This is a genomic window from Natronococcus roseus, from assembly GCF_043677095.1.
Lineage (GTDB): Archaea > Halobacteriota > Halobacteria > Halobacteriales > Natrialbaceae > Natronococcus > Natronococcus roseus.
On sequence record NZ_JBHLJR010000009.1, the window covers coordinates 103,459 to 129,929 of the forward strand.

General features: G+C 54.7%; 29 protein-coding genes and 5 pseudogenes. 17 read left to right on the forward strand and 17 right to left on the reverse strand.

The window, feature by feature from the left end; all coding sequences use genetic code 11:
• Positions 1-121: 121 nt before the first annotated feature.
• The 8 genes and pseudogenes from ACFEMD_RS20770 to ACFEMD_RS20800 all read right to left on the reverse strand — a co-directional run.
• Positions 122-376: pseudogene (locus ACFEMD_RS20770) on the reverse strand (hypothetical protein); the annotation flags it as partial.
• Between the two features lie 611 nt (positions 377-987).
• Positions 988-1,213 (reverse strand): annotated as a pseudogene (locus ACFEMD_RS20775) (thymidylate synthase); the annotation flags it as partial.
• Positions 1,214-1,694: 481 nt separating this feature from the next.
• Positions 1,695-1,961, reverse strand: coding sequence for a hypothetical protein (locus tag ACFEMD_RS20780; RefSeq protein ID WP_394743182.1), 267 nt, complete (start codon positions 1,959-1,961; stop codon positions 1,695-1,697).
• A 569-nt stretch (positions 1,962-2,530) separates the two neighbouring features.
• Positions 2,531-2,881, reverse strand: a complete 351-nt coding sequence (locus tag ACFEMD_RS20785; RefSeq protein ID WP_394743183.1) for a hypothetical protein — start codon at positions 2,879-2,881, stop codon at positions 2,531-2,533.
• Positions 2,882-3,221: 340 nt separating this feature from the next.
• On the reverse strand, positions 3,222-3,452 hold the full coding sequence (locus ACFEMD_RS20790) for a DUF7389 domain-containing protein (RefSeq protein ID WP_394743184.1): 231 nt from the start codon (positions 3,450-3,452) through the stop codon (positions 3,222-3,224).
• A gap of 102 nt (positions 3,453-3,554) precedes the next feature.
• Positions 3,555-3,734 carry a hypothetical protein gene (locus ACFEMD_RS20795; protein ID WP_394743185.1) on the reverse strand — a complete coding sequence of 60 codons (180 nt, stop codon included), beginning with the start codon at positions 3,732-3,734 and terminating at the stop codon, positions 3,555-3,557.
• 156 nt (positions 3,735-3,890) lie between these two features.
• A complete protein-coding gene (locus tag ACFEMD_RS22110; RefSeq protein WP_449560133.1) occupies positions 3,891-4,052 on the reverse strand; it encodes a DUF7563 family protein in 162 nt (53 codons plus the stop codon).
• A 2-nt stretch (positions 4,053-4,054) separates the two neighbouring features.
• Positions 4,055-4,408, reverse strand: coding sequence for a hypothetical protein (locus ACFEMD_RS20800; protein ID WP_394743186.1), 354 nt, complete (start codon positions 4,406-4,408; stop codon positions 4,055-4,057).
• 151 nt (positions 4,409-4,559) lie between these two features.
• On the opposite strand from ACFEMD_RS20800, the gene ACFEMD_RS20805 reads away from it, so the two are divergent.
• The 8 genes from ACFEMD_RS20805 to ACFEMD_RS20840 all read left to right on the forward strand — a co-directional run bounded on the left by ACFEMD_RS20805 (position 4,560) and on the right by ACFEMD_RS20840 (position 8,850).
• A complete protein-coding gene (locus tag ACFEMD_RS20805; RefSeq protein ID WP_394743187.1) occupies positions 4,560-4,994 on the forward strand; it encodes a hypothetical protein in 435 nt (144 codons plus the stop codon).
• 8 nt (positions 4,995-5,002) lie between these two features.
• Complete coding sequence (locus tag ACFEMD_RS20810; RefSeq protein ID WP_394743188.1) at positions 5,003-5,572, forward strand: SprT-like domain-containing protein; 570 nt, start codon at positions 5,003-5,005, stop codon at positions 5,570-5,572.
• Positions 5,573-5,659: 87 nt separating this feature from the next.
• Positions 5,660-5,836 carry a hypothetical protein gene (locus ACFEMD_RS20815; protein WP_278294022.1) on the forward strand — a complete coding sequence of 59 codons (177 nt, stop codon included), beginning with the start codon at positions 5,660-5,662 and terminating at the stop codon, positions 5,834-5,836.
• Positions 5,837-5,932: 96 nt separating this feature from the next.
• The gene (locus ACFEMD_RS20820) at positions 5,933-6,205 is read left to right on the forward strand and encodes a hypothetical protein (RefSeq protein ID WP_278294023.1); all 273 of its coding nucleotides are present in this window, start codon (positions 5,933-5,935) and stop codon (positions 6,203-6,205) included.
• Positions 6,202-6,699 (forward strand): hypothetical protein, encoded by a 498-nt coding sequence (locus tag ACFEMD_RS20825; RefSeq protein ID WP_394743189.1) that lies wholly within the window; start codon positions 6,202-6,204, stop codon positions 6,697-6,699. Before ACFEMD_RS20820 ends, ACFEMD_RS20825 begins: the two co-directional genes overlap by 4 nt.
• Positions 6,692-7,114 carry a hypothetical protein gene (locus ACFEMD_RS20830; RefSeq protein WP_394743190.1) on the forward strand — a complete coding sequence of 141 codons (423 nt, stop codon included), beginning with the start codon at positions 6,692-6,694 and terminating at the stop codon, positions 7,112-7,114. Before ACFEMD_RS20825 ends, ACFEMD_RS20830 begins: the two co-directional genes overlap by 8 nt.
• A complete protein-coding gene (locus tag ACFEMD_RS20835) occupies positions 7,114-7,995 on the forward strand; it encodes a restriction endonuclease (protein WP_394743191.1) in 882 nt (293 codons plus the stop codon). Before ACFEMD_RS20830 ends, ACFEMD_RS20835 begins: the two co-directional genes overlap by 1 nt.
• Positions 7,996-8,376: 381 nt before the next feature.
• Positions 8,377-8,850 (forward strand): response regulator, encoded by a 474-nt coding sequence (locus ACFEMD_RS20840; RefSeq protein WP_394743192.1) that lies wholly within the window; start codon positions 8,377-8,379, stop codon positions 8,848-8,850.
• Positions 8,851-8,948: 98 nt separating this feature from the next.
• On the opposite strand, the pseudogene ACFEMD_RS20845 reads toward ACFEMD_RS20840, so the two are convergent.
• Positions 8,949-9,584: pseudogene (locus ACFEMD_RS20845) on the reverse strand (IS6 family transposase).
• Positions 9,585-9,638: 54 nt separating this feature from the next.
• On the opposite strand from ACFEMD_RS20845, the pseudogene ACFEMD_RS20850 reads away from it, so the two are divergent.
• A pseudogene (locus ACFEMD_RS20850) lies at positions 9,639-9,844 on the forward strand (transposase); the annotation flags it as partial.
• A 91-nt stretch (positions 9,845-9,935) separates the two neighbouring features.
• Here ACFEMD_RS20850 and ACFEMD_RS20855 read toward each other — a convergent pair.
• The 5 genes from ACFEMD_RS20855 to ACFEMD_RS20875 all read right to left on the reverse strand — a co-directional run bounded on the left by ACFEMD_RS20855 (position 9,936) and on the right by ACFEMD_RS20875 (position 15,323).
• Complete coding sequence (locus ACFEMD_RS20855; protein WP_394743193.1) at positions 9,936-10,949, reverse strand: Bug family tripartite tricarboxylate transporter substrate binding protein; 1,014 nt, start codon at positions 10,947-10,949, stop codon at positions 9,936-9,938.
• 198 nt (positions 10,950-11,147) lie between these two features.
• Positions 11,148-12,053: an NAD-dependent epimerase/dehydratase family protein gene (locus ACFEMD_RS20860; RefSeq protein ID WP_394743194.1), complete on the reverse strand. Its 906-nt coding sequence runs from the start codon at positions 12,051-12,053 to the stop codon at positions 11,148-11,150.
• A 438-nt stretch (positions 12,054-12,491) separates the two neighbouring features.
• On the reverse strand, positions 12,492-13,268 hold the full coding sequence (locus ACFEMD_RS20865) for an IclR family transcriptional regulator (RefSeq protein WP_394743195.1): 777 nt from the start codon (positions 13,266-13,268) through the stop codon (positions 12,492-12,494).
• Between the two features lie 188 nt (positions 13,269-13,456).
• Positions 13,457-14,146, reverse strand: coding sequence for a 4-carboxy-4-hydroxy-2-oxoadipate aldolase/oxaloacetate decarboxylase (locus tag ACFEMD_RS20870; protein ID WP_394743196.1), 690 nt, complete (start codon positions 14,144-14,146; stop codon positions 13,457-13,459).
• 166 nt (positions 14,147-14,312) lie between these two features.
• The gene (locus tag ACFEMD_RS20875; protein WP_394743197.1) at positions 14,313-15,323 is read right to left on the reverse strand and encodes a Bug family tripartite tricarboxylate transporter substrate binding protein; all 1,011 of its coding nucleotides are present in this window, start codon (positions 15,321-15,323) and stop codon (positions 14,313-14,315) included.
• A 244-nt stretch (positions 15,324-15,567) separates the two neighbouring features.
• Between ACFEMD_RS20875 and ACFEMD_RS20880 the strand changes: the two genes are divergently transcribed.
• Positions 15,568-16,608 carry a zinc-dependent alcohol dehydrogenase gene (locus ACFEMD_RS20880; RefSeq protein WP_394743198.1) on the forward strand — a complete coding sequence of 347 codons (1,041 nt, stop codon included), beginning with the start codon at positions 15,568-15,570 and terminating at the stop codon, positions 16,606-16,608.
• A gap of 150 nt (positions 16,609-16,758) precedes the next feature.
• Here the strand turns inward: ACFEMD_RS20880 and ACFEMD_RS20885 are convergent, their stop codons facing one another.
• Positions 16,759-17,403, reverse strand: a complete 645-nt coding sequence (locus tag ACFEMD_RS20885) for an MBL fold metallo-hydrolase (RefSeq protein WP_394743199.1) — start codon at positions 17,401-17,403, stop codon at positions 16,759-16,761.
• A 150-nt stretch (positions 17,404-17,553) separates the two neighbouring features.
• Between ACFEMD_RS20885 and ACFEMD_RS20890 the strand changes: the two genes are divergently transcribed.
• The 3 genes from ACFEMD_RS20890 to ACFEMD_RS20900 all read left to right on the forward strand — a co-directional run bounded on the left by ACFEMD_RS20890 (position 17,554) and on the right by ACFEMD_RS20900 (position 20,376).
• Entirely contained in the window at positions 17,554-17,973 is a 420-nt protein-coding gene (locus ACFEMD_RS20890; RefSeq protein ID WP_394743200.1) for a universal stress protein, read from the forward strand.
• A gap of 439 nt (positions 17,974-18,412) precedes the next feature.
• Entirely contained in the window at positions 18,413-18,895 is a 483-nt protein-coding gene (locus ACFEMD_RS20895) for a tripartite tricarboxylate transporter TctB family protein (protein WP_394743201.1), read from the forward strand.
• Complete coding sequence (locus ACFEMD_RS20900) at positions 18,895-20,376, forward strand: tripartite tricarboxylate transporter permease (RefSeq protein WP_394743202.1); 1,482 nt, start codon at positions 18,895-18,897, stop codon at positions 20,374-20,376. Before ACFEMD_RS20895 ends, ACFEMD_RS20900 begins: the two co-directional genes overlap by 1 nt.
• A gap of 571 nt (positions 20,377-20,947) precedes the next feature.
• Here ACFEMD_RS20900 and ACFEMD_RS20905 read toward each other — a convergent pair.
• Positions 20,948-22,120 (reverse strand): MFS transporter, encoded by a 1,173-nt coding sequence (locus ACFEMD_RS20905; protein ID WP_394743203.1) that lies wholly within the window; start codon positions 22,118-22,120, stop codon positions 20,948-20,950.
• Positions 22,121-22,550: 430 nt separating this feature from the next.
• On the opposite strand from ACFEMD_RS20905, the pseudogene ACFEMD_RS20910 reads away from it, so the two are divergent.
• The 4 genes and pseudogenes from ACFEMD_RS20910 to ACFEMD_RS20925 all read left to right on the forward strand — a co-directional run bounded on the left by ACFEMD_RS20910 (position 22,551) and on the right by ACFEMD_RS20925 (position 25,692).
• Positions 22,551-23,130 (forward strand): annotated as a pseudogene (locus tag ACFEMD_RS20910) (IS6 family transposase).
• Positions 23,131-23,302: 172 nt separating this feature from the next.
• Positions 23,303-23,860, forward strand: a complete 558-nt coding sequence (locus ACFEMD_RS20915) for an amino acid-binding protein (RefSeq protein ID WP_394743204.1) — start codon at positions 23,303-23,305, stop codon at positions 23,858-23,860.
• Positions 23,860-24,807: a homoserine dehydrogenase gene (locus ACFEMD_RS20920; RefSeq protein ID WP_394743205.1), complete on the forward strand. Its 948-nt coding sequence runs from the start codon at positions 23,860-23,862 to the stop codon at positions 24,805-24,807. Before ACFEMD_RS20915 ends, ACFEMD_RS20920 begins: the two co-directional genes overlap by 1 nt.
• 144 nt (positions 24,808-24,951) lie before the next feature.
• On the forward strand, positions 24,952-25,692 hold the full coding sequence (locus tag ACFEMD_RS20925; RefSeq protein WP_394743206.1) for a type I 3-dehydroquinate dehydratase: 741 nt from the start codon (positions 24,952-24,954) through the stop codon (positions 25,690-25,692).
• Positions 25,693-26,097: 405 nt separating this feature from the next.
• On the opposite strand, the gene ACFEMD_RS20930 is transcribed toward ACFEMD_RS20925, so the two are convergent.
• Complete coding sequence (locus ACFEMD_RS20930; RefSeq protein ID WP_394743207.1) at positions 26,098-26,382, reverse strand: HalOD1 output domain-containing protein; 285 nt, start codon at positions 26,380-26,382, stop codon at positions 26,098-26,100.
• Positions 26,383-26,471: the final 89 nt, after the last annotated feature.

A 26,471-nucleotide genomic window follows, 5' to 3' on the forward strand; every position in this document is an offset into this window, starting at 1 on the left:
AGTAATGAAAACAGCTCTATGAGAATCGTTCTATGGCACCCTCTCTTACAGGCTATCGGGGGATCAAGTGGCTATAGATTTGGTCCGTGGTTTGTCTATTCCCGTGATGTAGTCGCAACTGAACGTCCTCGACGTGAGCCCGGACCTTGTCGGGCAGCTCTGAGACGACGGTGTCGTAGGCGAACTTGTTGACGTTGTAGATCGAGAGGGTCGTTTCGGCGCCATCCGCTGTCATCGTACCTGAGCCGAACCCACCTTCGACGAGGTCGTTCCGTCGCAGGTGGTTGGGTTTGAGCTGATCAGGACGGGACAACAATCTCGTGTCACGCTTCTCGGCCCTGTAAACGGCCTCAACCAGCGCGCTGTTCTTGCCGAGTTCAACAATTCAGAGAAACGGAACGCGAAAGTCGTTTGATTGTGCCGCTCTACATCTCAGTAGGGATCGGTGAGGTGCTCCCTTAGCCCGCTACCATGTATCCTAACCCAATGGAAGCGATTACAAGGGCTTGCACCGTGATGATCCCGAAGAGCAGTTCTAAGTTCGTCATGTTTGGATTACCTCGCCGAGACAGCGTCGCCACTCATGACTGTGAGTCCGTTACCTGATCAAGCGCCAACGGCGATCAGGTGGGGGGCCGTCCCGACGAGGCGTATTCTGGTTGATGATGCGAGAGATAATAAACCGGACGAACCGAGAGGTAGGGGGGCTAGCATCCAGCGTACCAATCTTTATGTATCGATCTTATCAGGCTCTTTGAGCCAAGAAATCTGCCGATTGAGTACCTCTGTCCTAAGAAGAAAGTTATTACGAAATTCACGATATTCGAACTAGTCGACTTCATTCTTAAGCTATCTGGTGGTTTTCTATATGAGATCACGTAGTAGGCTTGAGTCGTCCGACGACGTATATGACAACGACCCTCGAGGTGACCAATGTAGCACCTGCTAGTTCGCTGTGCCCATAGTCGACATAGGTGTCGACGACCATGTGAGTGAAAAGACGACCTTCGTCAGGAGCGCGTAGGCCACGATGTTGAACGGTACACCGAGCGCAACGTTGCCCCGAGCACTGCGTGAGATGGCAGTTCAGCCAGTCGTCCAGAACGTTGAAGACGAACGAGTAGTGACAGGAGGATAGCGTCGAGACGGCCGCGTTCGCGGGATACCAGGCGTTGACGACGAGCCGTCGGGAGTTCAGCGAATCCGAGGATGTTCTCGACGCGGTCGTCCATGTTCTTGTCAACAAGGACATCGATCCTCGGTGATCGGGTCGACCGTCCGCTGGACCTATTCACCGAGTTTGAGGACGTCGTCGATGGAAAAAGTTCGACTTGTGATGATTGGGAACAGAACCGTAAACACACTCACAGAACCGACGACTGCGGAGGTAAGGAACCCCGAAAATGACCTGCAGGAAAGGTCGGTCCCAGGGCGCTTAACCTTCCGGACAACATGCCAACGAATGTGGAACGAGCCGAGACTTGCCCCGAATGTGGTACTAAGGTGCTGCCGAAGAACACGACGCCAGAACGAACGAGCGAGGGGATCAAGAAACACCACTTCTACGACTGCCACCAGTGCCCATATCGGTGGCCCGGAGAACAGTAACCAGTTGACCGACGACCGACGCCCCGGCCGCGGGGCGGCTTAACCAACATCGGCCAATAGATACCCCGATTGTTGGTTAAGTCGGATCACTCCTCGAGTTCGCCGCCGTCGACAGGGACGCCGGTGAGCCACCACTTCGCTCGAGTGAGGATGCCAGCTTGATCAATCATACGCTCGCGACGCTCCCGGTAACGCTCGAGCTCTCGCTGTTCGTCGACGTACTCGACTAACTCAATGACCTCGTCAATACGACTGTTCGTAACCGCGAGTTGCCGCTGTAAGCGATTACGTTCGTTCTGGAATTTATCCACCCGTTCCGTGAGGCGTTCATACTCGGTGATGAACGTTCTCACTGCCTCGCTCTTCGAGTCATACTCGCCGCCGACCTCCGTTTTCTCCTCAAGGAGTTCGGCTTACTCGTCGGTGATCGTAACTGTTAGTCTTGGTACCGGCGACTCTCCTCACCGCCCGTAAGAACTCGCTCACACATGTGATTCAGTCAGATGTACGGCTGACGCAGAGCTATATTTCACGAGAAGTGTCTCAGCGGTTAGAATTGCAGGGCCCACAATCCCTGACCGAATCCATGGCATTGAATTTGTCTTGAGCGTGGGCCCTGCAACAGGATGTTGCCAGCGTGTCTGTAAAAATCTTCGCAAGAAGATGGTGCGATCAAGCAGTTTCTATGCTCGGTGATCTTCGATCCCAGATCGCAAGACCCCATCAAGAGAGAAATACTGAACGCGGTCAAGCTGCAAACCAGTGGGAGCCCTTCTTTCGCCGGAAAAGATCTAACCGATTGATGCCGCCGGACAGGCCACGAATTAAGCTCAGCAGGCTCGAAGACAGTCGCCCAAGGAAGCCGTATTAATCGGCCGACCGGGTGCGACGATCTATTAAACGCCTCTCGAAAAGAAAGAGATCAGCGGGACGCCCAACCGAAGAACAGCCAGACGTCGCCGTGCTTGCCTTTCAAGCCCTTGCGTTCGCGATACCGTTTCGCTTCGGTCGTGCCCGAGCAGTTGATCGCTCCGGCAGGACCCCGCTTGCTCTGTATTCGCTCGTCCCCTTCTTCGATCAGTTCGCGTGCGACAGTGCGTTTCTGCCGACCTTTGTGCTCACGTTCGGGTATCACCTCGAGCGTGTCTTTCTCAGCGATCGTACCGGTGTAGCCGCCGTGACCGTGCATATTCCGAGCGTCCTCGATAGCCTTCGAGAACGCTTCTTCAGCGGTTTTCCCAAATGCCAGCGTCTCGAACGTCACAGCGCCCATCAGAATCCCTCCGTTATACGCTCGTGGGCGGCGCTTTCGACGGTTTGATCCAAATTGGTGTTGTAGTTTTGAGTGTTCATCATAAAAGGGCCTCCGCTAGAGCACCATCTGGCGGAACTGCCGTTCGGTACAGCCGGAGTCATCGACGCGGATCGGAGCGCGATCGGGTTCGGGCGCCGGCGTACGGTTCTCGTCAATCGTTCGCCGCTCGTGGAGCCTCCGCATGACCTTCTCGTGCTGCCGATCACCTGGCCGTTCAGGTGCCGTCACAGCGCGGGCTTCGGCAACGACAGGTCGCTGCTCACTCTCGGCAACGCTCTGGAAACGGAGCGACATGGCTCTATTCGCTGTCGCTCTGGTTGCTCGATCGGCGTTCGGTCATGGTCTCTTCGACCATCTCGAGGAACCGCTCGCGGTCCTCCTCGATCTCCTCGATCGAGTTCCGCCCAAGCGTGGCCTTCACGCGGTCCTCGTCGCGAGTACCGTCGCCGCGCTTGCTCTGCACCTGAAGCGTGCAGAATCCGTCTTCGTTCTCGGTCAGTTCGGTTTGAAGGTCGTCTTTCCGTGCCATGGATCAGTCAGGGAGTGTCTCCCTGTACCCATATATTATATGGGTATTGTATTAAAAGTACCGATTCTCGTCGCTGCACTCGAGTACGCTAAACGACAAGCGTCAGGCCCCGTCTTGAGAAAACGACTCGTCGCAGCCGGCAGTGAACTCGTAGGCGAGCATTCGGGCGGTCGCTTCGGCGAATCCGGCACACACCAGTCGTCGGACCGATCCCCTCGAGGAGCGGGCGCCGGTGTTGGAACCACAATCGACGTCGACTACGTGAACGGCCTCGAGGGACATCCTCACCCGGGAAGTACGAGTCCAAGTAGACCGTCGGTGATCACGATCTCCAAGCGTACCGAGCCACGACCCTCACTGTCTCACTCGACTCTCGAAATCGCGAACTCGCACGCTCTTGGGTGCTAAAAACTGAAAATCGAGGTAGCACCGCCGCGGCTAGAGCCGAAGGGTGTCGGTCTTGAGGCCGGCGCCGGCGCCATTGAATATCTCAACCTGCTCACGGCAGGCGCGACAGCCGTGCAGCGTTCCGTCGTTCGCAGCGAAAACGCGCCGATATTGCTCGGTCACGTGAGCGCCGCAGTTGTCGCATTCGGGCATTGTTAGTCCCTCTGCGTGACGTGCTCGCCAAGGTCGGGATCGATCGAGCTCTCGTCGACACCGGCCGGGATCTCCCAGTCGCCGGTGGCGTAGCGGACCCGCTTCTCGTGCTTGCACTGCTCACCCGCTCCGAGGTTGTAGGTCGCGTCAGGGCAGGTGCACGACCCTTCGCGGAGGTCGACCGTGTACTGCTTCTCGGTGACCACGACGTACATGTCATCAGCCCCGCGAACGTGGTCGAAGTCCTCGAGAACGCTCATGTACTCGGTTAGGGCGCGAACGCTACGGTCGTCGATATCGGTGATTGTCGGTCCGGTGCTTCCAGCGTCGTTCTGTGTCGCAATTTCGGGTGCCATGGAATCCAGTCAGGGAGTGGTTCCCTGTACCCATATATTGTATTGGAAGTGTGTTAAAACTGTCGGTCGATCATGGCTCGCAGGCGATTCGGTACCTTTATTGCCTTACCCATATATTGTATGGTTACAGGGGCACTCCCTGACCGGAACCATGGCACTTGCAGAACCCAACGCGGAAACGGAAGCAGAGACCGAGAACCGAGGCCTCGCGGCGGGTGAGGTCGAGATGATCGACTACGGGACGATCCAGATGATGCACGACGAACCCGGCGACGCTCAGGTTGACGGAAAGACCCGCTTCGTCGCTGTCGCCCGAACGCTCGAGAGTGAGGATATCAGCCTTCTACCGGGTCAGACGGTCGTTCTCTACGTCGATACCGGTGCGAACGTTGCCTTCGAGCGCTGGTTCCCGCTGCCACTCGAGTGGGAAGGAGTTCCACGCTCGGTCGTTGTCTCGCAGAATCAGGAATTCAAGCCACTCTCCGACGACCTGAAGGCCACTGCGGAGCAAGTCATTGAACTCTACGACGGCGTTGAGGTTGACACGGATGAAAACGTGGATTGGCGGGTCGGCGAAGAGGAATAGACGGCCCGATGTCCCCCGAACAGTTATCGCTCGCTGACGCACTCGAGGCCGCTACCGATAGTGAGACGGCCGACAGCGTCGCTGAACGCGAGCTCGACGAACCCGAGACTAAAGCGGAGCTACGTGCTCGAGCGGCGTCGCACGCTGCCGACGTCGCCGGCGAACACTTCCCCGAGCTGCCGGTCGAGTCGATCAACTGGGAGACATCAACCCAGATGCAGCGCTCGGCAGGAAAGGCCGGCTACAACCGAGCGAACAATCAGATCACGATCCGGCTCTCGTGGGACGCATACCGCGAGTACGGCTGGCAGAAGTTCGCCCGGACGATCCGCCACGAACTGATCCACGCCTACCAGTTCCACAAGCACAGCGAAGCCGATCACGGTCCAACGTTCACCCGGTGGGTTGATCCACTTGACACCGATCGCCACTGCGAGCGCTTTGCTGACCCGAAATACTGGATAGTCTGCGACGACTGCGAGAAGCGCGACCCGCGCTACCAGCGCTCGAAGATTGTCAAGAACCCTAGCAACTATCGCTGTCAGTGCGGTGGCAATCTCCGAGTTGAGGACGCCTGATCTGGCGCCCTCCCTGCAGCCGATCAGTACCTTTATGTTATTCCCATATATTATATTGATATATCGAAATATACCCTGACAGAATCCATGGCACTCACGATTGAAATTCGAGGTGCTGACAAGCCGACGGAAGAAGCCCGCATCGTCGCAGGCTACGAACGCGGTCAGCAGCTCTCCCAGCTGCTCGAAGCCGGGGATGACGTCGACCCAAAGATCGCCGACGAACTGAAGCGGTACCTGGTATGCACTCCAGTGCCAGCCTAGCTGAACTCGTGATCAAACACGGAACCGCGACGACCTGGAGGGCTACACTAAAGCGCTGCTCGAGGAGGAAGAAGACTGAGAACCGGCTACTGCGTGATGCTGACCAGCGAGACCGCTGGTGAGTCATCTCACCTCGGTCTATACACCTGGCACATCGCCAGCAACGTCGTGGAAAGGACAAGTCGGAAAAAGGATGCCGGCGCCGGCGTGATCGGTCAATGTAATGGGATCCGCGTGATCATGACGGCGTCAGACGGACGCCCGTTCAATGGCAGGATTACACGTCCGACCGACGTCACCGGTGCCATGGTGGATGGCGTCCTCGCGACGCCGTCGCTGTTCGACTCAGCGCACCGGATTCTGGTTTGACGGCCTCCCTGCCCCAAGGCCGACGCAACACGGATCCATGGCACAAACATACCCTAACTCCAATGACCGAAGACAAGAACGTCGACATTCGAGAGATTCAGACTGCTAAGCTCCGACAGGCAAAGGGATCGGTCGTCGTCCGGATCACGAACGCAATCCGCGCGGCCGGTCTCGAGGATGGCTCGTTCCGGTTCGATCCGCACGCCGTCGAGGAGATCGGCATGGTTCCCGCGATCGGCGTGGAAGAGCGAATCGACGGCCGGACAGACCCGCTCGCGAGTTCGATCCGATTCGAAGGTGACGGAAGCGTGATGATGCTCACGATCCCCCAAGAGGTCCTTGAGGCGCTTGAGATCGACTCTGACGAGATCAACTGGGATAACCCACCTGAACTGAATGTGTGGGCCGGCGATCAGCTGCTCGCCTTCGAGCGTCCCGACGAGAGAACCGTTCAGATCGACCGCGACGAGTTGGATGAGGAGAACGATGGCTGACTCTTCTCAATCGGCTCTCAACGTCGACTCCGTCCGCGAAGCCGCCGACTACTGGGTCCGATCCACCTACTCGGAATCGGGCCGGGCGATCCATATCCCCACCGAAGAGAGCACACGAGACAAGCCAGAAACACCATGTCGCCACGCTCCCCGCACTGGGCGCTGGCGGTCTGTCGAACTCGATCATCTCGATGACGACCTCCTCGAGGAGCGGCTTTGTAGCGAGTGTGCCGCCAAAGCTCTCGGTGAGGAGTATCATCTTGGTGGCGACGACGTAGACTACTCACGCACGCCTCTCGATAGGCTCACAGATGCTGGCCTCCTGGACGAAGACGACGCCCAATTGCGTGCTGACGACGAAGCTGCTCAATCACGTGACGTAGGCGCAGAACCTGAACGTGAGCGTGGTTTGTAGTGGCCGAAGCACAGGCTGCCGAAGCGCGACTTATTCCCGACGTCACCGACTACGAACTCAAACGCTACCTCCAGCAGATGGACCCCTTCGAGTTCGAAGAACTCGTTGCGGCCCTCTGGAAGCGAAAGGGATGGGACGCTGCAGTCGATGGCGGCACACACGATCGCGGCGTCGACGTCCGGGCCACCAAGTCCTACCCCTACGAGTCGAAGGTGCTCATCCAGGCGAAGCGATACGGACCGAACACGACCGTTGGCTCACCGGAGATCCAACAGTATGCATCTCTCGCTCATCAAGAGAACGGCGTCGACAAGGTGCTGGTCGTCACGACTAACGAATTCTCACGACAGGGCCTCGAGCTTGCACGGGACCTGAACGTCAAAACGATCGACGGCGATGGCCTCGTTCACATCATTCGCGAAGAAGGCGCCGAGGACCTCGTCGCGGAATACCTCCCGCTGCCAACGCGTGACGAGAGTGGGTCTGAGCCATCGTCTTCGCCCGCCAAATCCACCGATTCAACTAACGAAGGTGGCCTTCTCTCGTCGCTTCCATCGGTGCCAGGCCTCAAACCTCGCTGGCACTGGGTTGCGATTACGACCGGCTGCTGGGCGATCGCGACGGCGATTATGTTTCTCATCGAGCCACCGCTCGGTCTCGGCGTGATCGCAGGCCTAGCAATCCTGATCGCGTGGCCTGGCTTGCCGATCGCGCTCGCACTCGACGGAATGTATCTCAATCAGATTCACGAGCGGCGCTACTGGTGGTACCTCTACGCTGTCGTCGCGTTCACACCGTTTCTCGCAACGTTCGCAGGTCTGGTTTACCTGTACCGGCGAATTCATTCGTTGACTGATACTGGTTTTCTCCCTGTTGACTGATAATTGATTACGACTGGATTTCGGAGAGCCAGTCGATCCGTAGCTGTGCGAATGAAACCTGTTCTCTTCATCGCTTCCTGTTACCAAATTACTGGGGGAGAAGAAGGATGTCAATTGACACCATAACTACTCTTGCTTGGACATCTTTAGTGAATGCCAAGGCTGTGGATTTGTTCTACAAGCGGTGAGCGATACTGATCCCACTCCCAAAAACTGGGATTCATGTCCTCTCTGCGACGGAACTGACTTCGAGCTAATCGATACATAGGGCACCGGCATGTGACACAAAGCCTTGCCACCGCCTTCAGAACAAAACAAACTGAGTTGCTCCGAAGAAATTATCAACGTTTATCTTTTAAGCTTGCAGCTTAATGCAGTGGTATGGGTTCACCAAGTGGGGGAAGTGACAATGAAACAGGAGAATTGATCAATATTTTATTAGTCGAACCCAATCATGGTGATATCCGTCTTTTTGAGGAAAACTTTGAGCAAGGAAAGATCTTCAATACTATTCATACCGTTTCTAATGGGGAAGCAGCGCTTGATTTCGTGAATCAGCGTGGCGAGTATGAAGAGGTGCCACAACCGGACCTCATTTTACTTGAGCCCCAGCTGCCTGGAAAAAGTGGCATGGAAGTCCTCTCGGAGCTGAATAACGAGCCGGAACTGAAAGAGATTCCAGTGATAGTTCTCACGAGCTCAGAAGTCGGGCAAGAGATCGTGAAATCTCATGGCCTCGAGGCGGACGAATATATCCAAAAACCAGTTGAGGCTGAAGAATTCGTCAAATTTGCCAAAGAAGTCGAGGACTTTTGGCTCGCTATTATTCAGGGGAATGGCGAATCAGACGGATGATGTCGATAGTTTGGCCTGCTGTCAAGCCACCCACGACTGGATATTGCTTGTCACTATATACTGGAAGAACTTCGTTGTTTGAGATTATGCCATCGTGTTTAGTTAAGCGAGTTCCACCAGACGGCGAAGGCTTGTAACCACGTTTGGGCGGTTGTTGGATCAACGTGACTAAAGTTATCACTGAGCGAAGAGATGCGTTATTTTACCTCTTTATAGATACGTTCGACAGCGTTCCGATTTCCGTGTCATTCGGGTCGAAATCGGAGCCGGGTTCGCTGGATTGCTGTTGCTAGATGCTGGGCATGATCGACGAAAAACACGGCGTCCTCGACGTCGTGTTTCTCACAAAGCTCTCTCAAGAATCGTTGCGTTAGTGCTGTTGTAGTCGTCGTAAAGAGCCGTGCATGCAAGAATCCGTTCGTCTGGGGATCGATAGCCGCGTACAGCCAGAACTGCTGTCCGTTGATTCGGATCACTGTCTCGTCGAGTGCAACATGATCCGGACTCGCACCGTTGGCGGGCTGTAGATCGGCCTTGTGTACCCAGTCGTGCACGGCTGTCCGCGAGCGTTCGATACCGAACTTCTATAGTTTTCGAACGGTATTTGAAAGAGATAGTTCGGCAAGGTGCAGTCGAATACCGAGTTCCATTAGTCGGCACAGTGTCCGCTCTCGCTCCACAAATTCCAAGTTGATCCAGTCGCTACGACCACTGAGGCGAGCGATTTCTGCCATTGACCAGCCGAAACTCGTCTCGCCTCAAGTTTCAATCTTAACTAAACACGATCGCTGGATGGCTCGCCGTATTTTCAGGCGTCGGCCGTCACGAGCTGCTAGGTTCGTGACAATCTCGCCTTCGTAGGGTCACCAGTGTATTCATCTGAACTAAATCCGGTCGAGGGGTGGTGGGGACAACTTCAATCAGCACTTAGTAACCGGTTCTTTGACTCTCAACAGCGATTAATACCGCCCTTGATCAACTCTCACTTCCAAAGTGGGCAGTTTCCTCTGACGAGTACTATAGAATCGGTGTAAGCAAGTTAATAATTGAAGCTTCGAACTATTGCTTCCGCATTTGCGTAGTCATCACATTTCAACATCAAGATCCTCCACTAGGCCTTCGTAGTATTCGTACTGGTCATAGATGAACTCAAGAAATTCGTCCGGACCGCGTTCAACTGGCGTAAAGTGGTTCTCCTCAAAATAGTTGGAGACTGCGTCGTCGTCGAGCGCAGACTGGTAGGTGTCAACTATCTCTGACTGACGTTGTTCATCCATTCCTTCAGGTGCGAAGTGCCCGAGCCAGGAGCCGATCTCAATGTCGACGCCCTGTTCATGCATTGGTTCCGTCTCAGGCAGCGCGTCAAGAACATCCTCGGCCATGACGCCTAGTGCCATGAGGTCACCGTCAACAACGTTCGACCTGACCTCAGTCGCCCCAACCGTCGTACAGTCTACCTCGCCATTCATGACCCCTGTAATCGCGCTGTCAGCACCGTCGTACGCGATGTGTTCAATTTCGATATCGGCTTCGTCGGCGAACCCGGCGCCGGCGAGATGCCATGACGAACCAGTCCCTGAGTTCGCCATCTGGATCTCACCCGGATTATCCTCAGCGTGGGAAAGGAATTCTTCGAGCGAATCGTAGGCGGAGTCCTCATGAACAATGAGCGCTGCCGGCATCTCGACGTACTGGACGAGCGGAGTAATGTCATCAGGACCGAGATCGGCAATATCCAGGTGTTCAAAAAGCGCGATTTCAGGGGCGACGACACCTAGAGTGTGCCCATCCGGCTCAGAGTCGGATACGACGCTCTTACCAATAGAGCCAGAGCCGCCCTCTTGGTTGGTGACATTCCAGGCAATATCAGTCTCATTCTCGGCGGCGTCTGCGATAGCGCGGCTCGTCGTGTCGGCGCCGCCGCCGGCCGCCCAGGGAACGATAATTTCGACCTGTCGTGACGGCCAGTCCTCTTCTTCAGTAAGCTCGTCCAGACAGCCCGCAGTCGCCGCGATCCCCGTCCCGCCGAGTGCACTGAGGACGCGCCGTCGGCTCGGGCCGGATTGCTCGACGGCACAGTCGGTGTGGCAGTCGCCCATTCTATCTCGAGTAATGGAAAACTCGCGCTTAAGCTTTTTGAACCCCGGAAAGAAATCCCCTAGGTAGTCGCTCGGTCCATTGACGTGAGAGAGATAGTGGTAACATCGCCGGTTCGGCTACTTCGATCACGCTCAGTGGCGTGGCTGCGGGGAGCGCATACCTGCGGTCCGGTCCCTAAATGACGGGCCTCAACGCTGTCAGAAGTTGGCTGTGTTCTCGACATCTGGTGGCTGCTCCCATTCAGAGCCGTCGTCCTGGGGGTCGTAGCCGAGTACGGCCTTCGCATGTTCGACGTCGAACCAACCGGTAGTGTTGTCGCTGACAGCGTAGAACGTGTCGTACGTGACGGTTCCGTTCTCAAGACAGCACTCGATGAGGTGAGCGAAGTCACGCTGAGATGTCCACGAAGCCTTGAGTCGCTTGACCATCCGCTCGTACTCCTCGCTGCCACGCTCCCAAGACCCCGTCTGCGAAGGGTCCCACGCGCCGTCCTCGGGGTCAACTGAAGAGTCGTCCCCACGACCGACGCCACGTTCGGCGTCTCCATAGGGATGGTCATAGGGGTCCGGACGGACGCTCGAGATGCGGATTGAGAAGAACTGTGACGGCGGGCCCGGTTCGCGCGCCTTGACCCGACCGATGTGCTCACCGAACATTTTCGTCGCGCCGTAGTAGCCGTCGGGTTTCGGGAGCGTTTCGTGGTCGAGCACCAATGGGTACTCCTCATCGAATAGGGCCGGCGCATGATCCTCCTCGTAGAGACCCATCACGCGCTGGGAGGACGCAAAGATCACCTTCTCGACGCCCGCATCCGCGGCGGCCTCGATTACGTTGTTTGTGCCGACGATGTTCGGCTCAATGACCTCTTCGAACGTCGCACCGGCATCAGACTGGGCAGCGAGGTGGATCACAGCGTCCTGACCGTCGAACGCGGGCCGAATTGCGTCGTAGTCACTGATGTCCGCGACATAGGTGTCGTACTCGGGGTGATCCTGAAGGTCAAGAAACGTGAACTCATATTTGTCCTTTCCAACGAGATGCTTCCGCAACGCTTGCCCTGCCTCTCCATGCGGACCCGTGATTAGAACGTTCTGCGTAGCCATCTTCGAACAGGCATTCTTCAGAGTCGCGTATAAGACTTTCGCCTCCGCGCATTTTAGCCGTTTCAGCGATCGTGGAATCGAGTGAGTTCATCGTTTTCCTGCTCGATTCGGACCAGGGTGTAGGGTTTACCGATAGGGAGACACGAGCAACATGGGCCAAACTTCAATCGTTGCGACCGTGATTGGGCTGGCCGTCATCCACAACCATTCTGTGAGTCGTTCTGTTGGAGGGACCGCATCGCGAAAGGCATGGGCTGCTCTAACTGTGTTCCACTATTATTGAAACGGCAAGTCTAACGCATCCATTACAGTCGTACTGGTGTAATACAGTATCTCGAATCGTTCGTGACCTGTTAGTGGCCCGGTTAATCCATCAGCGCGAGCGGGCTGCTGATCCTCAATGGCGACCGCACCCCGCCCCAAACGGGGAGAACTACGTTACTCATATTGGCGAACTTTGAGCTCGACGATGTTTTGCTTTTTGAGCAGTTCCGGGGCAAGCTCGTTCTCGATTCGCTCGGGTTCCATGCGGCTGAGGGGGCCACTGATGCTGATTGCGCCGATGACATCATCGGGTTTCGACGTGATCGCGGTACCGATTGCACAGACGCCGGGAAAGTGCTCGCCGCGGTTGACAGAGTATCCCTGGTCGCGGATCGTCTCCAACTCCTCGAACAGCGCCGCTCGCTCGGTAATCGTGTTCGATGTTTGCTCAGGAAGCCCGCGCTTTTCGATAATGGCGTCGACCTCCTCCTCGGAGAGCGTCGAGAGTATCGCCTTGCCCGTCGCAGTCGAATGCAGGTACAGGTGGTGGCCCAGTGCCGCATTGTCGTCGATCGATTCGGGACTCTCCGATTTGTACAACTGCACCGAATACCCATTTTCCTCGACGGTCACATTCGCATGTTCGCCAGACAGCTCTCGTAAGTCGTCTACCTCAGGCTTAGCTGCCTGATAGAGCGTCATGCGGTCACGCATTTCTCCACCGGTCTGTAAAAACCGGAAACTGCAGCGATACTTGCCATCGTCCTTGACGACGTACCCGTTTTCGACGAGCGTTGTGAGGTGGATATGGCTTGTGCTCACCGGTAGCTCGAGATCCTCGGAGACCTCTGAGAGCGTCGCCGCGCCGGCCCCCCGAAGGTATTCAACGATCGTGAAAGACTGGTCCACACTCTTGAGCCGCCTCGAGTCCGTTTTTTCGCTGCCAGGCATACCAGAACCTAGCATCGTGACCGCTTAAGCCCTGTGGAAAGTTCCAACTATGTTGAAACCGCTACGATTCGGAGTCGATGTCGACGCTCGGAATACAAGTTGCTGATCAATGTGGTTGCCCAGAAAACCGAGACCTCACGCCGTCGCCGCTCAACCCCGGTTACTGTCTTGCGGCCGCCGCAGTATCGTTACTGGATCGAGTCTTCCGGCCCGACGACCTCGAGTTCCTCAAAGAGCCGATCGTAGCCATTGAGTTCAAAGAGGTACTCACCCTCGACAAGTTCCTCACGAACGGCATCCTCGGAGTCGAGTTTCTCGCGGGACCGCTCGAGAATCTCGGCGGCGTTCTCTCGCGGCGCGACAGCTATCCCATCGTCGTCGCCGACGATCACGTCTCCGGGCTCGACGGCGACGCCGCCACAGGAGACGGACACGTTGATCGAGCCAGGATCCTGCTTGAGTGGGCCACGAGGGTGGGTGCCGCGGGCGTAGACCGGAAACTCCATTTCGGCGAGCGCCTGGCGGTCACGGACGCTTCCATCGATAACGATACCCGCAATCCCGTTGACTTGGCATGATTTGCACATAAGCTCGCCGAGGTGGCCCGTTTCGGTGAAGCCGTCAGCGTCGATGACAAGGATGTCGCCTGGCTCAGCCATTGTGATCGCCTTGTGAATGATTAGGTTGTCTCCAGGTGCAGCTTTGACGGTAATCGCAGTGCCAGCCGTTTCAGCCCCCTCGTAAGCCGGATTAATTCCGGAGTCCATTGTCAGTCCGACGTTGCCGGTCACGTCCGAGACGATCGTACTTGGGATCTCTTCGAACGCCGAGACGACGTCGCGGTTTGGTCGCTGCACATCGTACTCTATCGTGTGCATAGTTGCACTCTTGCTCGTCGGCCACCTTAATCTACCGATCGCACGGCCGTCACGGTACTGAACATCCGAAAAAGGGCGGAACGAGTACTACCGACAGGAACAGCCGGTACCTCGACCGATACGAATCCGACCGATCCACTGCTTTCCGTCGCTTAAGTAAGTCCCCCTACTCAATGTCTAAGTCTTCGAGGAGTTCGCCGTAGTACTCGTATTGCTCCTGCATGAACTCATGGAACTCGTCAGGTCCACGCTGGACGCGCATGAAGTTGTTACTCTCGGCAAAGTCGACGAACTCGTCGTCGTCGTAAACTGACTCGTACGTGTCAACGATCTCGTCGTGAACATCGTCCGGCGTGTCTGTCGGCACAAAGTGACCGAGCCAAGAGCCGATCTCAATGTCGAGACCCTGTTCCTGCAGTGTCGGCACCTCCGGAAGGGCGTCGACCTCCTCCTCGAAGGCGACACCCAGCGCGGCGAGATCACCATCCTGAACCTGCGGGGCGACCTCGGCCGCACCGACGGCAGTACAGTCGACCTCCCCGTTGACGACGGCCGTCATCGCCGGATCGGCCCCGTCGTAGGCGACGTGTTCAACCTCGATCTCGGCCTCATCCGCGATACCCGCAGCGGCCATGTGCCAGGATGACCCACTTCCAGAGTTTGCCATCTGGACATCGCCGGGGTTGTCCTCGGCATGCTCAAGGAACTCATCGAGTGAGTCGTAGTCAGCGTCCTCGTGGACGACCAGTGCCGCCGGCATCTCGACATACTGCATAACCGGCGTAATGTCGTCGGGGCCCATCTCATCAATTTCGAGGTGTTCAAACAGCGCGATTTCCGGAGCGGCGACACCGATGGTGTGACCGTCTGGATCAGAAGTTGCCACCGCATTCATGCCAACGGATCCGGAGCCGCCCTCTTGGTTGCTTACGCTCCAGGACTCATCGGTGTGTTCTTCGGCCACCTCTGAGATGGCTCGACTCGTTCTGTCCGCGCCGCCGCCGGCCGCCCAGGGAACGATAATCTCGACTTGCCGCGATGGCCAGTCACCATCGTCGCTGAGGTCACCGACACAGCCCGCCGCTAATGCGAGCCCCGTCACCCCAAGAGACTGCAAGGCAGTGCGACGGTTTACGATACGCTGATCACTATTCCTACCAGTGGGGATATCTACCATCCTACACACATCCAGGGGCGGCCGTGATTTTAAAACTTTCGGCCGCGTTCATATATCCGTGCGAAAGTTCTCGAAACATAATCATATATGCAGCAAAATAGGTGAAGAAATCAAAATAGCGGCGTTAGACCGAATCACACGAGGGGTAAGAATACCTAGTCGAAAACGGACACGAAAGACGGCCGAAGAAATCGGTTTTGTGCTATTCCACAGGTTTATGTCCGATCACGGTTGAGACGCTACTATGCGAGGCTTGGCTAAGACGGGTCGCGGCTCCGGTGCCATGGAACTGGTTGAGGTCGATAGACCGAAACCGGCACCCGATGAGGTACTGATCGAAGTCGAATACGCGGGACTCTGTGGTAGCGACGCCGGCATCTACCAATTTAAGCCCGCGTTCGAGCGGATGAAACTCCCAACGATCATTGGCCACGAGTATACTGGCCACATCATCGAGACCGGTGACGAGGTCACAAAGTTCGATTCCGGCGACCGCGTCGTCGAACGTCCCATCCGGGGTTGCGGCGATTGCTACCAGTGCGAGATGGGCGAGGAGAACGTCTGCCAGAACACGGCGATCACCGGCGTCGATCACGACGGTGCGTACGCGGGCTATATCGCCGTTCCCGAATCGGAACTCCACGCCGTTCCTGAGGGTGTCCCGCCACGACACGCCGCGCTTGTCGAACCGACAGCAATCTGTGCTCGAGCAGTCATCGAAAACTCGCGTGTGCGTTCTGGCGACCGAGTTCTCGTCGCCGGTCCCGGACCAATGGGAATCCTCACCGCACAGATCGCGGACGCACAGGGCGGCGAGGTTGTCGTCGCTGGCATCGGTCAAGATACCACCTACAGACTGCCTCTCGCCGAGGAGCTCGGTTACCCGACAATCAATATTGAGAACGACGATCTCAGTGCCTATCGCGCCGAACTGACTGATGGGATCGGCTACGACGTTGTCTTTGATACAACCGGCCACCCCTCGGGACTCACAATGGCGACTGAAGAAGTCCGGAAGGGCGGTCAGATCGTCATCGAGAGTATGACCGGCGAGACGACAATGGCGTACAGCCCGCTTGTCCGCGGAGAAATTGATCTCCAGTGCACCTACGGTGCGATGTACGAGGACTTCGAGCGGGCACTTCGGCTGATCAACACCGGCGACGTCGATCACGATACGTTCCTTGATGACCGGTTTAGCCTGCTTGAATCCGAAGAGGCCTTTGAGGCCTTCCTCGCGGGTGAAACCTGCAAACCCGTCTTCGACGTATCCGTGCTCCGCTAGCTGTCGGTTCTGGTTATAATCGGTTACGATAGGTTCCAGCGCAGATCAAGCACAACTCGATTACTGGGAGCAGGCGCTTCACGCTACAAGAGCGACGTCGGACGAGAAAACGATTTGAAGTAGGACGGTTCTCAGCGCGTCCAATTCGGTCTAGGGTCTTGGGTCCCATTCACGCTCGACGAGGAAATCGTCGAGCTTCTGCTTTGGGTCTTCGAAAACGTGCGACCCATGGAAGACGAGCAGTGTGTCGAACTCGTACTGGAGCAGGTCATACAGGTTGATCTCGGCGGCCTCGTGATCATCGTTGAAAAGCGCCGGTGGTGGGAGGAGGTAACCCTCGGGGAGACCCCCTCGATCGGAACCGTCAAGAGTGTCACCCGAAATGAGAATACCCCGATCCTCGAGCAATAGCGCTGACGTCGCCTCCGTATGGCCTGGGACCTCGATCACACGAATATTCCCCTCGAGGAGGTCGCCGTCTTCGAACGACACGTCGGGTTCGTGGTCAATCGCCTCATGGAGTTTCGTCTCGTTCGCCGAGGCTACGAGTTCAGGGTCGAATGCGTCCATTACTGCGTCGAGTCCACCGTGATGGCCGTGGTCGCCGTGAGTGATTATTACACGGTCGACAGTGCCATATTCTTCTTTAAGGATTTCTACGAGTTCCTCGCCGTTTTCCTCGAAAGCGGTGTCGACGAGCGTTGTGGAGCCCTCGGGAACGTCCTCGAGTACAAGGACACGGACATGTTCGAACTGTACCTGGGCGATACCATCGGTTACGCGGCTATGACTCATTGTCTAGTTGGGAATGCAACGGGATCCTAATTAAACCCATCGGATACCGACACTCGCTAGTAAGAATCTGGACGGTAGCATGCTCAAGGCGGCACCAACGCGATCAGATTCGGCGAAACAATGATATGGGTTAGTCAGCTTATTGAAGCCATGGTAGTTATTGCAGCAGTCGATCGGTCAGATCGGTCAGCTGATGTCGTCCGTGAGGCGGAGACGCTGGCAGCCAAGTTCGACGAACCGCTTCACATTGTCCACGCACTTACTCGATCGGAGTTAGTCGACCTCGGACGGAGTGCCCAAGCCGGCGAATCCTCAGACAAGGATAGAATTCGCGACGTCGCGGCCGACATTGCCGATGAAGCCGCTTCCGGCCTCAGCATGCCCTACGAAACCGTCGGATTGGTCGGCGAACCGGCAAGCGCGATTCTGGACTATGCTGAGACGCAAGAGACTCGCTATCTCGTTGTCGGCCCGCGGAAGCGGTCACCAGCTGGGAAGGCACTGTTCGGTAGCGTCGCCCAGTCGCTGCTCCTAGATTCGGAGTACCCTCTCGTCACCATCACCAATTGACCAAGGGAACGGTGATTCGAGTCCCAAGCCCTCGTTTAAAGTCACCTATTTTACCCAGCACAGACTGAAGCAGGATGATTATCAGATACCCCCTTGCAAGAGGTTTGTTCCGATTGTTCTCGGCATACACGCCTCGTTCGTTCACTACTGACTCCGTCTACGTTTGCCATGAAGGGTGGCTTCTCGAGAAAGTACGCACCTAAGTCATTACATTTTACATTCAATTATTATAATTGAAAACTTGTTTCGACAACGTGTGATGACACACCAATACATTTATACTGATCTATGATACCCGTTAGAGTACGAGATGAGTGATCGATGACGATAGGAGCTACCACCCTAGGAGCAACCACCCCGTTACGCGTATTGCGACCCGCCACAAATACCATCAACGTCAATGGACGAACACTGACGCGGCCGTAACTATCGATCAACTATGGATCTCAATACAACGGTCAAATCGAATCCGCTCGTGATCTCGTTCATCCTAACCTCACTCGCGGTAATCGTCTATGCAGTACAATTTCCCAGCGGCGAGGATCTCGGGCCTGGATTCTTCCCGATTCTCGTCTCCGTCGGAATCATCGTGTTCGCAGTCGGGGAGCTGTTCGCGGAGAGCAGCGGTGCCGAACTTGACCTGAGTGAGTACGACCTGACGCCCCCAGCCATTATGCTTGGGCTGTTCGTCGCGTACGTACTTCTCATGCCTATCATGGGGTTTTGGGTCGGAACAATGGTATTCTTACCGATCGTGTTCTACTACTCAGGCGTCCGATCACTCGCCGGAATCGGACTGCTCTCGGTCGGGCTCCCCACCCTGCTGTTCTATATCTTCAACGAGATTTTCCTGGTCAGATTACCCGAAGGTGTCATTCCAGTCTCACGACTACTACCTGAGCTTCCCCTATGGGTGATCTGATGGCGGTTGAGAACATTCTCCACGGTGTCGCGAACGTCATGGATCCGGCGATCCTCTCACTCATGATTCTGGGGATTCTGATCGGCCTCATCATGGGATCGATACCCGGAATGACCGCGACGATGACCGTCGCGGTGTTACTCTCGTTTACGTTTACAATGGAGCCTGCCAACGGGATGATGCTCTTACTCGGTATCTACGGCGGCGCCGTCTACGCCGGGTCGATCCCCGCGATCTTGATCCGGACCCCGGGGACGCCGTCGGCCGCGGCGACGATCTTCGACGGCTACCCACTCTCTCAAAACGGAGAAGCGGGGCGAGCGATCCGAATGGCCACAGTCGCATCGTTTGTTGGCGGGTTCATTAGCGTGCTTGCGCTGATGTTCTTCTCGCCGCTGATCGCGGATGCGGCGCTTCGTTTCCGGTCGCCAGAGTTCTTCGCGCTGGCGCTGCTCGGCCTAACAGTCATCGCCAGCGTGAGCGGCGATTCGATTACGAAGGGGATGATTTCCGGCCTGCTCGGCATGCTCGTTGCGACTGTCGGGATCGATCCGCTTACGGGCTACCAACGATTTACATTCGGTACGCCCGAACTCCTCACTGGTGTCGAGTTCATTGCGGTGATGATCGGATTGTTCGGAATCGCCGAGGGGCTGCGAAAGTACGCTCAAGGGATCGGCGCGGAGGAAAACAAGATCAACCAGGAGATCACCGGTGTGTTGCCGTCCCTTTCTGACCTGAAATCGATCGCTCCGATCTCAATTGGCTCCGGTGTTATCGGGTCGTTCATCGGGGCGATCCCCGGCGCAGGCGGCGACATCGCCTCGTTTATCACGTACAACGAGGCTACGCGATGGCTCAAGGATACGGTTCCTAAGTTCGGAGAGGGGAATATTCGCGGCGTCGCAGCCGCAGAGTCAGGTAATAATGCGAGCACCGGCGGCGCCCTCATCCCAACGTTCACCCTTGGAATCCCGGGCGATTCGGTTTCGGCAATCCTCATCGGCGCGTTGCTCGTCCACAATGTCAATCCGGGACCAGAGCTCTACCAGGAGGAAGCCGGCCTGCTGTACACGATCTTCGTCGGCTTCCTGCTCATTTACGTCTTTATCCTGATCTTCGGACTGCTCGGTGCGAACTACTGGGCGCGCCTGATCAACATCCCGGAGAATTTCGTCTGGCCAGTGATCTTCGTGCTGTGTGCGATCGGTGCGATCGCACTGCGCGGGAACGTCTTCGACGTCTGGGTTATGTTGGCTGCAGGCGGTTTAGGCTTCCTAATGCGGTTGCGAGGCTATCCACTGGCACCTATGGTGCTTGGACTAATCCTCGCACCGATCGCTGAGGAGAACCTACGCCGGTCACTCGCCCTGTCCGACGGTTCGCCCGAGATTTTCCTCACCAGCCCCATTGCGCTTCTCGTTATCCTGTTGAGCGTCGCCACGATCGCTGTCCCGGCGATCAGAGCACTCCGCGAGTAGTTCCAGTTTTTCTATTTCGGTGGTGCCGTCATTTTCGCGTAGACCCAATCTGGCCGGCTTCTATCCGATATTTTGATGCGGTCTAGTTTGACACCTCATCTACCAGATTCGTCTATCCAGAGATTGATTCAGCCAGCCGATAGCCCCGATCTCAAACCGTACTATAAACCCCTTCGAGATCTACATTGTCAGACATATACTTCTTGGGATTGACAACTAGTTGAAAAACGGATGGCGAATGTTATCGTCTATTTGTTCTCTCAATATTCTTCTAAGTCCGCGTCTCATCTCTCGCTGAACAGGCTTGCGAGCGTTTTAGTTAATTCATCGATGACGTGCTGCTTCTCAAACCGGCTCCATCGGCTCCGTTGAAATCCTTCAGGGATGACATTGAGAAGAGTTACTCTTTCCACCGGGTTTCGCGGATCCGACTGAAAACTAGCTCCTTAGCGAATCGCAAGACGTGAAGAGGGTTTCAACAGAGCCGCTCCATCAGACAGTGCCAAATGCAAATAGAATTCCGATCTCTTCGCCAATTAGCTGCGATTCGTCTACAGGAGAATGGCTGGGGTCAGTATTCCATCTGAAGCAATTGATTGATGATCAGTAGTCCGCATACAAGGCTTAATAAGCAAATGAGTAGACCAAAAGAAACCGGCCATCCGAATAGATCTGCGAGCAGTCCGACAATAACGGAACCAGACGCCGCGATGACCATATAAACGGTGCGGAAAAGGCCGAATCCAAACGCTCGCTCATCTTCCGAGAGCCTATCCATCAATCGGGGGAATACTGCTGCCCCCCACCCCATTCCCAAGCCGAGCAGGAGTGTCCCAGCAACAATCAACGTAAGTCCAGAGCCAATAACGAGTAGCAACAAACCAATGCCTCCAGCGAGCATACAAACTCCGATTGCTCGGTCACGTCCAAATCGGTCAGCGAAAAAACCAACACCCACCTGTAGGAATCCCTGAGAGACAAAATACACACCAAAAAGAATTCCGGCAAGCGTCGTTGAGTAGCCATGGTATTGAACAAAAAACGCTGGTAGAAACGATGCCAATGCTTGCCAAGTGAATTCAGCAATGACCGCGATAACGCCGGTGAAGAGCACTGATGGGCGTAACAGTACTTTCAGAGCTACATCTAGTTGGAGTTGTTCGCGTATCGACTGGTTCGGGGCACGTGGCTCGTTTGAGCGAAGGCTTAGAAACACTAAGCCAAAGACCGGCAAAGCGACAATGGTCGTGAGCAAAATTGCAGGCCGCCAACCGTAACGGACAGCAACCCAAGAGACGACGATTGGTGTCACCAGACCAGCAAGTGGTGCACCAGCATTATGGACACCGATTGCGGTCCCAATATTGTCGTAAATTCGTGTGAGTAGTGTGGTAGCAACGCTGTAGTGGAGTCCGGCAACCGCCCCAAGCAAGACCGTGCCTAAGAAAAATATGCCAAATCCAGGTGTGGCGACGAGAATGAGCGCGGTAAGTCCGGTTCCACTAACAGAAATGAGTATAATGAGCCGATCACCATATCGATCAGCGAGAATCCCACTGGGAAATTGGGTGAGTGCGTAAGCAATCCACATACTCGTCAATGATGCACCGATCATTGTGTTTGAGATTTCGAACTCAGCAGCAAGGTCCGGCACAACAGGACTAATCGCTAATCGACCGAACACAGTGACGAAAAGTGCAAGTGTACATACTGCTAATACGGTAGTTCGATACTGCCAACGCATCAGATAGGTATCAGCGTTGACGTACCATCTACCTAAATCCTTTGGAATTGTATGTCATGTGATCAGTGAAGAAAATCCCCATCAGACCCTGAAGGCCTGCAACCACAATTCGTCCGTTGTTGATTTGGTGTGTCTGAAGCAATTTAAGAAAGGGAGGCGTCTCTATTTTGTATTTTAAAATATATCCGGTCTGTTTCAATTTTTGTATTTATTGTATCGAGCCTGATCTGTTCGACAGGGTACTTCCTGAGGCGGAAAGCTACATCGACAAGAACAGGCACTTTCACGTCATGTCTCTCAGCGGATTTACACAGAATCACCGTAAGTGCTGTCGTATCGGTCGTGTTTAGTTAAGGCTGAGGAAAGAGGTAGGATGGTTTTTAACTGTCACATGGCAGAAACCACCCGCCTCAGTGTTTATAGCGACTGAATCGAATTGAATGTTGGGGCACGAGAATGGATACTGCGTCAGCTAATAGTACTGAGTATTCGACTCCATCCCAGTAGGATCTCGCTTTCGAATACCATCTCTGAAGTTGAGAATTTCGATGTCGAACGATCGCGAAAAGCTGTTCATGGGTGAATTCAGGAGACCGATCTATAGCCCGCCAGCGGTACAAGTCCAGATCACATCGTGTTGACGAGATGGTGATCTAAATCAACGGTCAGCAATTCTGGCTGTATGCAGCCGTCGGTCCTCATTCAAACGAGTTTTTGCGCTTACGGCTTTTTATAACTACAACGACGACACTGACACGACAATTGCTCCAAGGACTTCGTGAGAAACATGATATCACTGCCGCCGTGTTTCTCATTGATCGCGACCAGCACCTAGCAACTGTACTCCAATAAACATGGCTCCGATTTCGTCCCATTCAACATGGAATCTAAGCACTGTAGTAACTCATCATTTAAGAGATAGAACGTCGAACTTCCTCGTTCGCCAATATATTTAAGAAAGTTGATGCAATGACTGCCGAAATGTGGTCCAAGCCTTCGCTGTCTGGTGAAATTCGCTTAATTAAACACGACGCGCTTCTTAGATCAGCTCAGCTAGACAGTACTATGGGGATATATGAATCAGGGTATACGGATCTGAGGAATTCTATATCCTTTTGTAGGCTGAACCAGAACGGTCAACTATGACCGTCTGTAGACGCTTGCCAATAGGAGGGATGACACATGGGTAAAAACCGCATTCGACGAGAAGCAGTGGAAACAGATGGGGGCCTCCATACGTATACTATTCGACTCGAGCTTGTCGATAATCCTGGTGAGCTCCTACACGCGCTCGCTCCGATCGCTGAAAACGGGGGCAACCTCATGAGTATACATCACGAACGGGGAAATATTACGCCACGTGGACACATTCCTGTCGAGATCGATCTTGGATGTCCGCCCGACCGTTTCGACGATATTGTCAACGGGCTCCGCGACGCTGGTGTTAACGTCGTACAGGCCGGTGCTGAACGTTATGGTGAGGAGGTCACGATTTTGCTGATCGGTCATCTCATCGAAGGTGACCTGTCTGGCACCTTATCACGAATCAAAAATGAAGCTGGTGCCGCAATCTTCGACCTCTCACTCGCCGCTCCAGAAGGAACACAAGAGGTTTCGAGTGCACGACTCCGACTCGCTATTGACACTGGGAATACAAACGAAACGCTCGAGACAATTCGCTCAATCGCGTCAGATAAGGACTTTACCGTCGTTGAGCCATTAACTGGAGGTGAGGTCTAATGCAGCTTGCCATCCTCGGCTGCGGTGCCGTCGGCCAGTCAGTCGCAGACCTCGCAAGCGAGTACGGACACGAAGTCGTCGCACTTGCTGATTCGAACGGCGCTACAATTGATCCTGCTGGTATTGATATTGGGAGCGCTCTTCAACGTAAGATCGATGGTGATGCTGTCGGATCCGAGGCTCCTGAAACTCTTTTCGAGGCAGAGTATGACGTCCTTGTCGAAGCAACACCAACAACGCTCGACAGCGCCGAACCTGGCTTTACGCACGTCAAGCGCGCACTCGAGACGAATCACCACGTCGTGCTCGCGAACAAGGGCCCCGTTGCTGAACGCTATGAGGAGTTGCGTGCACTTGAGGCTGATAGTGCGGGCACACTCAGATTCGAAGCAACTGTCGGTGGCGCGATTCCAGTTCTGTCAACAATCGAAGACTGCACGCCACAGGCCGTAACAGCAGTCCGAGGCATCCTCAATGGCACGGCAAACTTTATTCTTACACGGATGGCTGCCGAGGGACTCGACTATGAACATGTCCTTGCAGAAGCTCAGGATCTCGGCGTCGCAGAAGCCGATCCAGCATTCGATGTTGATGGCACTGATGCTGCACTAAAATGCGTGATTCTTGCGAACGTACTCGCCGATGGTGGCTTCTCATTCGAAGACGCCCAGGTACGTGGAATCGAAGACATTCCTGGCAGTGCTCTCAAACTTGCTGCAGAAGACGGCCGAACAATCCGTCTTATTGGTGAGGCAACTCGAGACGGGGTTCATGTTGGTCCACGACTTGTTCCCGAACATAGTACGCTCGCGGTGACGGGAACACGAAATATTGTTCAAATCGAGACGAAACATGCTGGAAGCCTCCATAACAGCGGTCTCGGTGCAGGTGGCAGAGAAACAGCATCAGCAGTTCTAGCCGATATTAATCGTCTACCTCCGAACTGATCTCTTTCTACAGTTAAAGCAGTGAAACACCGTCCTACCGTTGCTTAACCCTTTGCTGGTCTTTCTGCCGCATATCTTGTGGTCATCTCGAATGTGGGCTCAGCACTCGAAATTCTTTTATGGAGGAGGTTGGTATACCCTATCATGGAAATTGACGATTTCACTCTAGCTGCAACTACAAATGATCTCACTCGAGAGCCAGACGCTCGAGGTGAAGCAGACGTTATCGAATTCCGAATGGACAGCGCGGAAAACCCGATAAAGCAGCTTTCAGAATACGATGGTGAGCTTCCTATTATTGCAACGAATCGGTCGAGGTGGTTTGGCGGTGAAGCAACAGATCGAGGACGGCTAGATCAATTGATGGCGGCCTCTCAATTTGATGCTGTTGAAATGGTTGACATCGAACTAGAAATAGCACGGGGAACCGAGTGGGTTCTGGACGAGTTTCGAGAGAATGGTGTGGACCTGATCATATCCTTCCATGAATTTGATGAAACTCCAGATAAAGACACTCTTCTCAAAATAATTGAGGAAAGCGATAAGTATGGGGATATCTCAAAAGTAGCAGCCTATGCTAACAATCTGTCCGACACACTAACAATGTTAGAAGTGATTAATACGGCTACTGAAAGAGGAATTAAAGTTGCTGGTATCTCGATGGGAGAAACAGGTAGCCATACGCGTGTGATAGCTCCATCCTACGGATCAAAACTAGGATATGCTCCGCTTGAATCGGATGCCAGTGAGTATGCACCAGGTCAACTTCCACTTCACGAACTCAGTTCACTAATCAAATCCGTAGAGGAAGGAAATGAGGATGTGGAACTGATGGATGGTTTAGAAGAAACGTTCGCACGAATGGGTTTCAATCAACCTAGTTAGAGCTTCAGTGTGAGTTTGGCGCAATAGATATCTCGGTCCAGAACTATCGTGATCGGCATGGAGGGTTTGATCTCATCTCTCTTGACAAGGCTGGTTATTGTTCTAAACTCTATTGAACGTCGCAACTCCGTCGTTCCGATTGTTCCCAAGAAAAGCCAGACACTCATTGACGCAGCTGACGTGCTCCTGATGAAACCCTTCCAGCTACAGCGATCTTAATAACTTGCTCAGAAGTGTTCTACCCACCGAATCTTTCGGAACTACACGATCATCTGGCGGTCGGCTTCTATCTCCAAATAATAGCTGGGCTCATAGCGACAGGCACTCTCGAGAACACCGCAATAAAGAGGGCCACCAGTTAATCATATTCAGATCCTCGAGACGACCGACAACTATGCCTCCAATTCACTCAGATTGGACGACCTCGATATCGCCAGTGCCGGAGACAACAACATCGTATCCGGCATACGCAAAAGAGACCGACTCCAAACCAGAACTCCGCTCGGTGCCAACCAAATTGTTCAGCGCCTCTGGGTTAATCGCCTTGCTAAGCGGCGGCAACTCGAGTGGATCTGTTCCAGCAGCATCGGCAACTGCAGAAACGACTGCAACAACGGGTGTCATCTCGTGATGAGGTCTCTGTTTCGACACTGGAGCACCACTTGTCTGCTGAACAGGTGAATTTGGCATAGCACGGACTGCCACATCCCTGTATAAATTGCTTCTCAAACAGCCGACCAGTTCCCAGTGATCGTTTATCGGGGTTTGAGTGCGTCAGC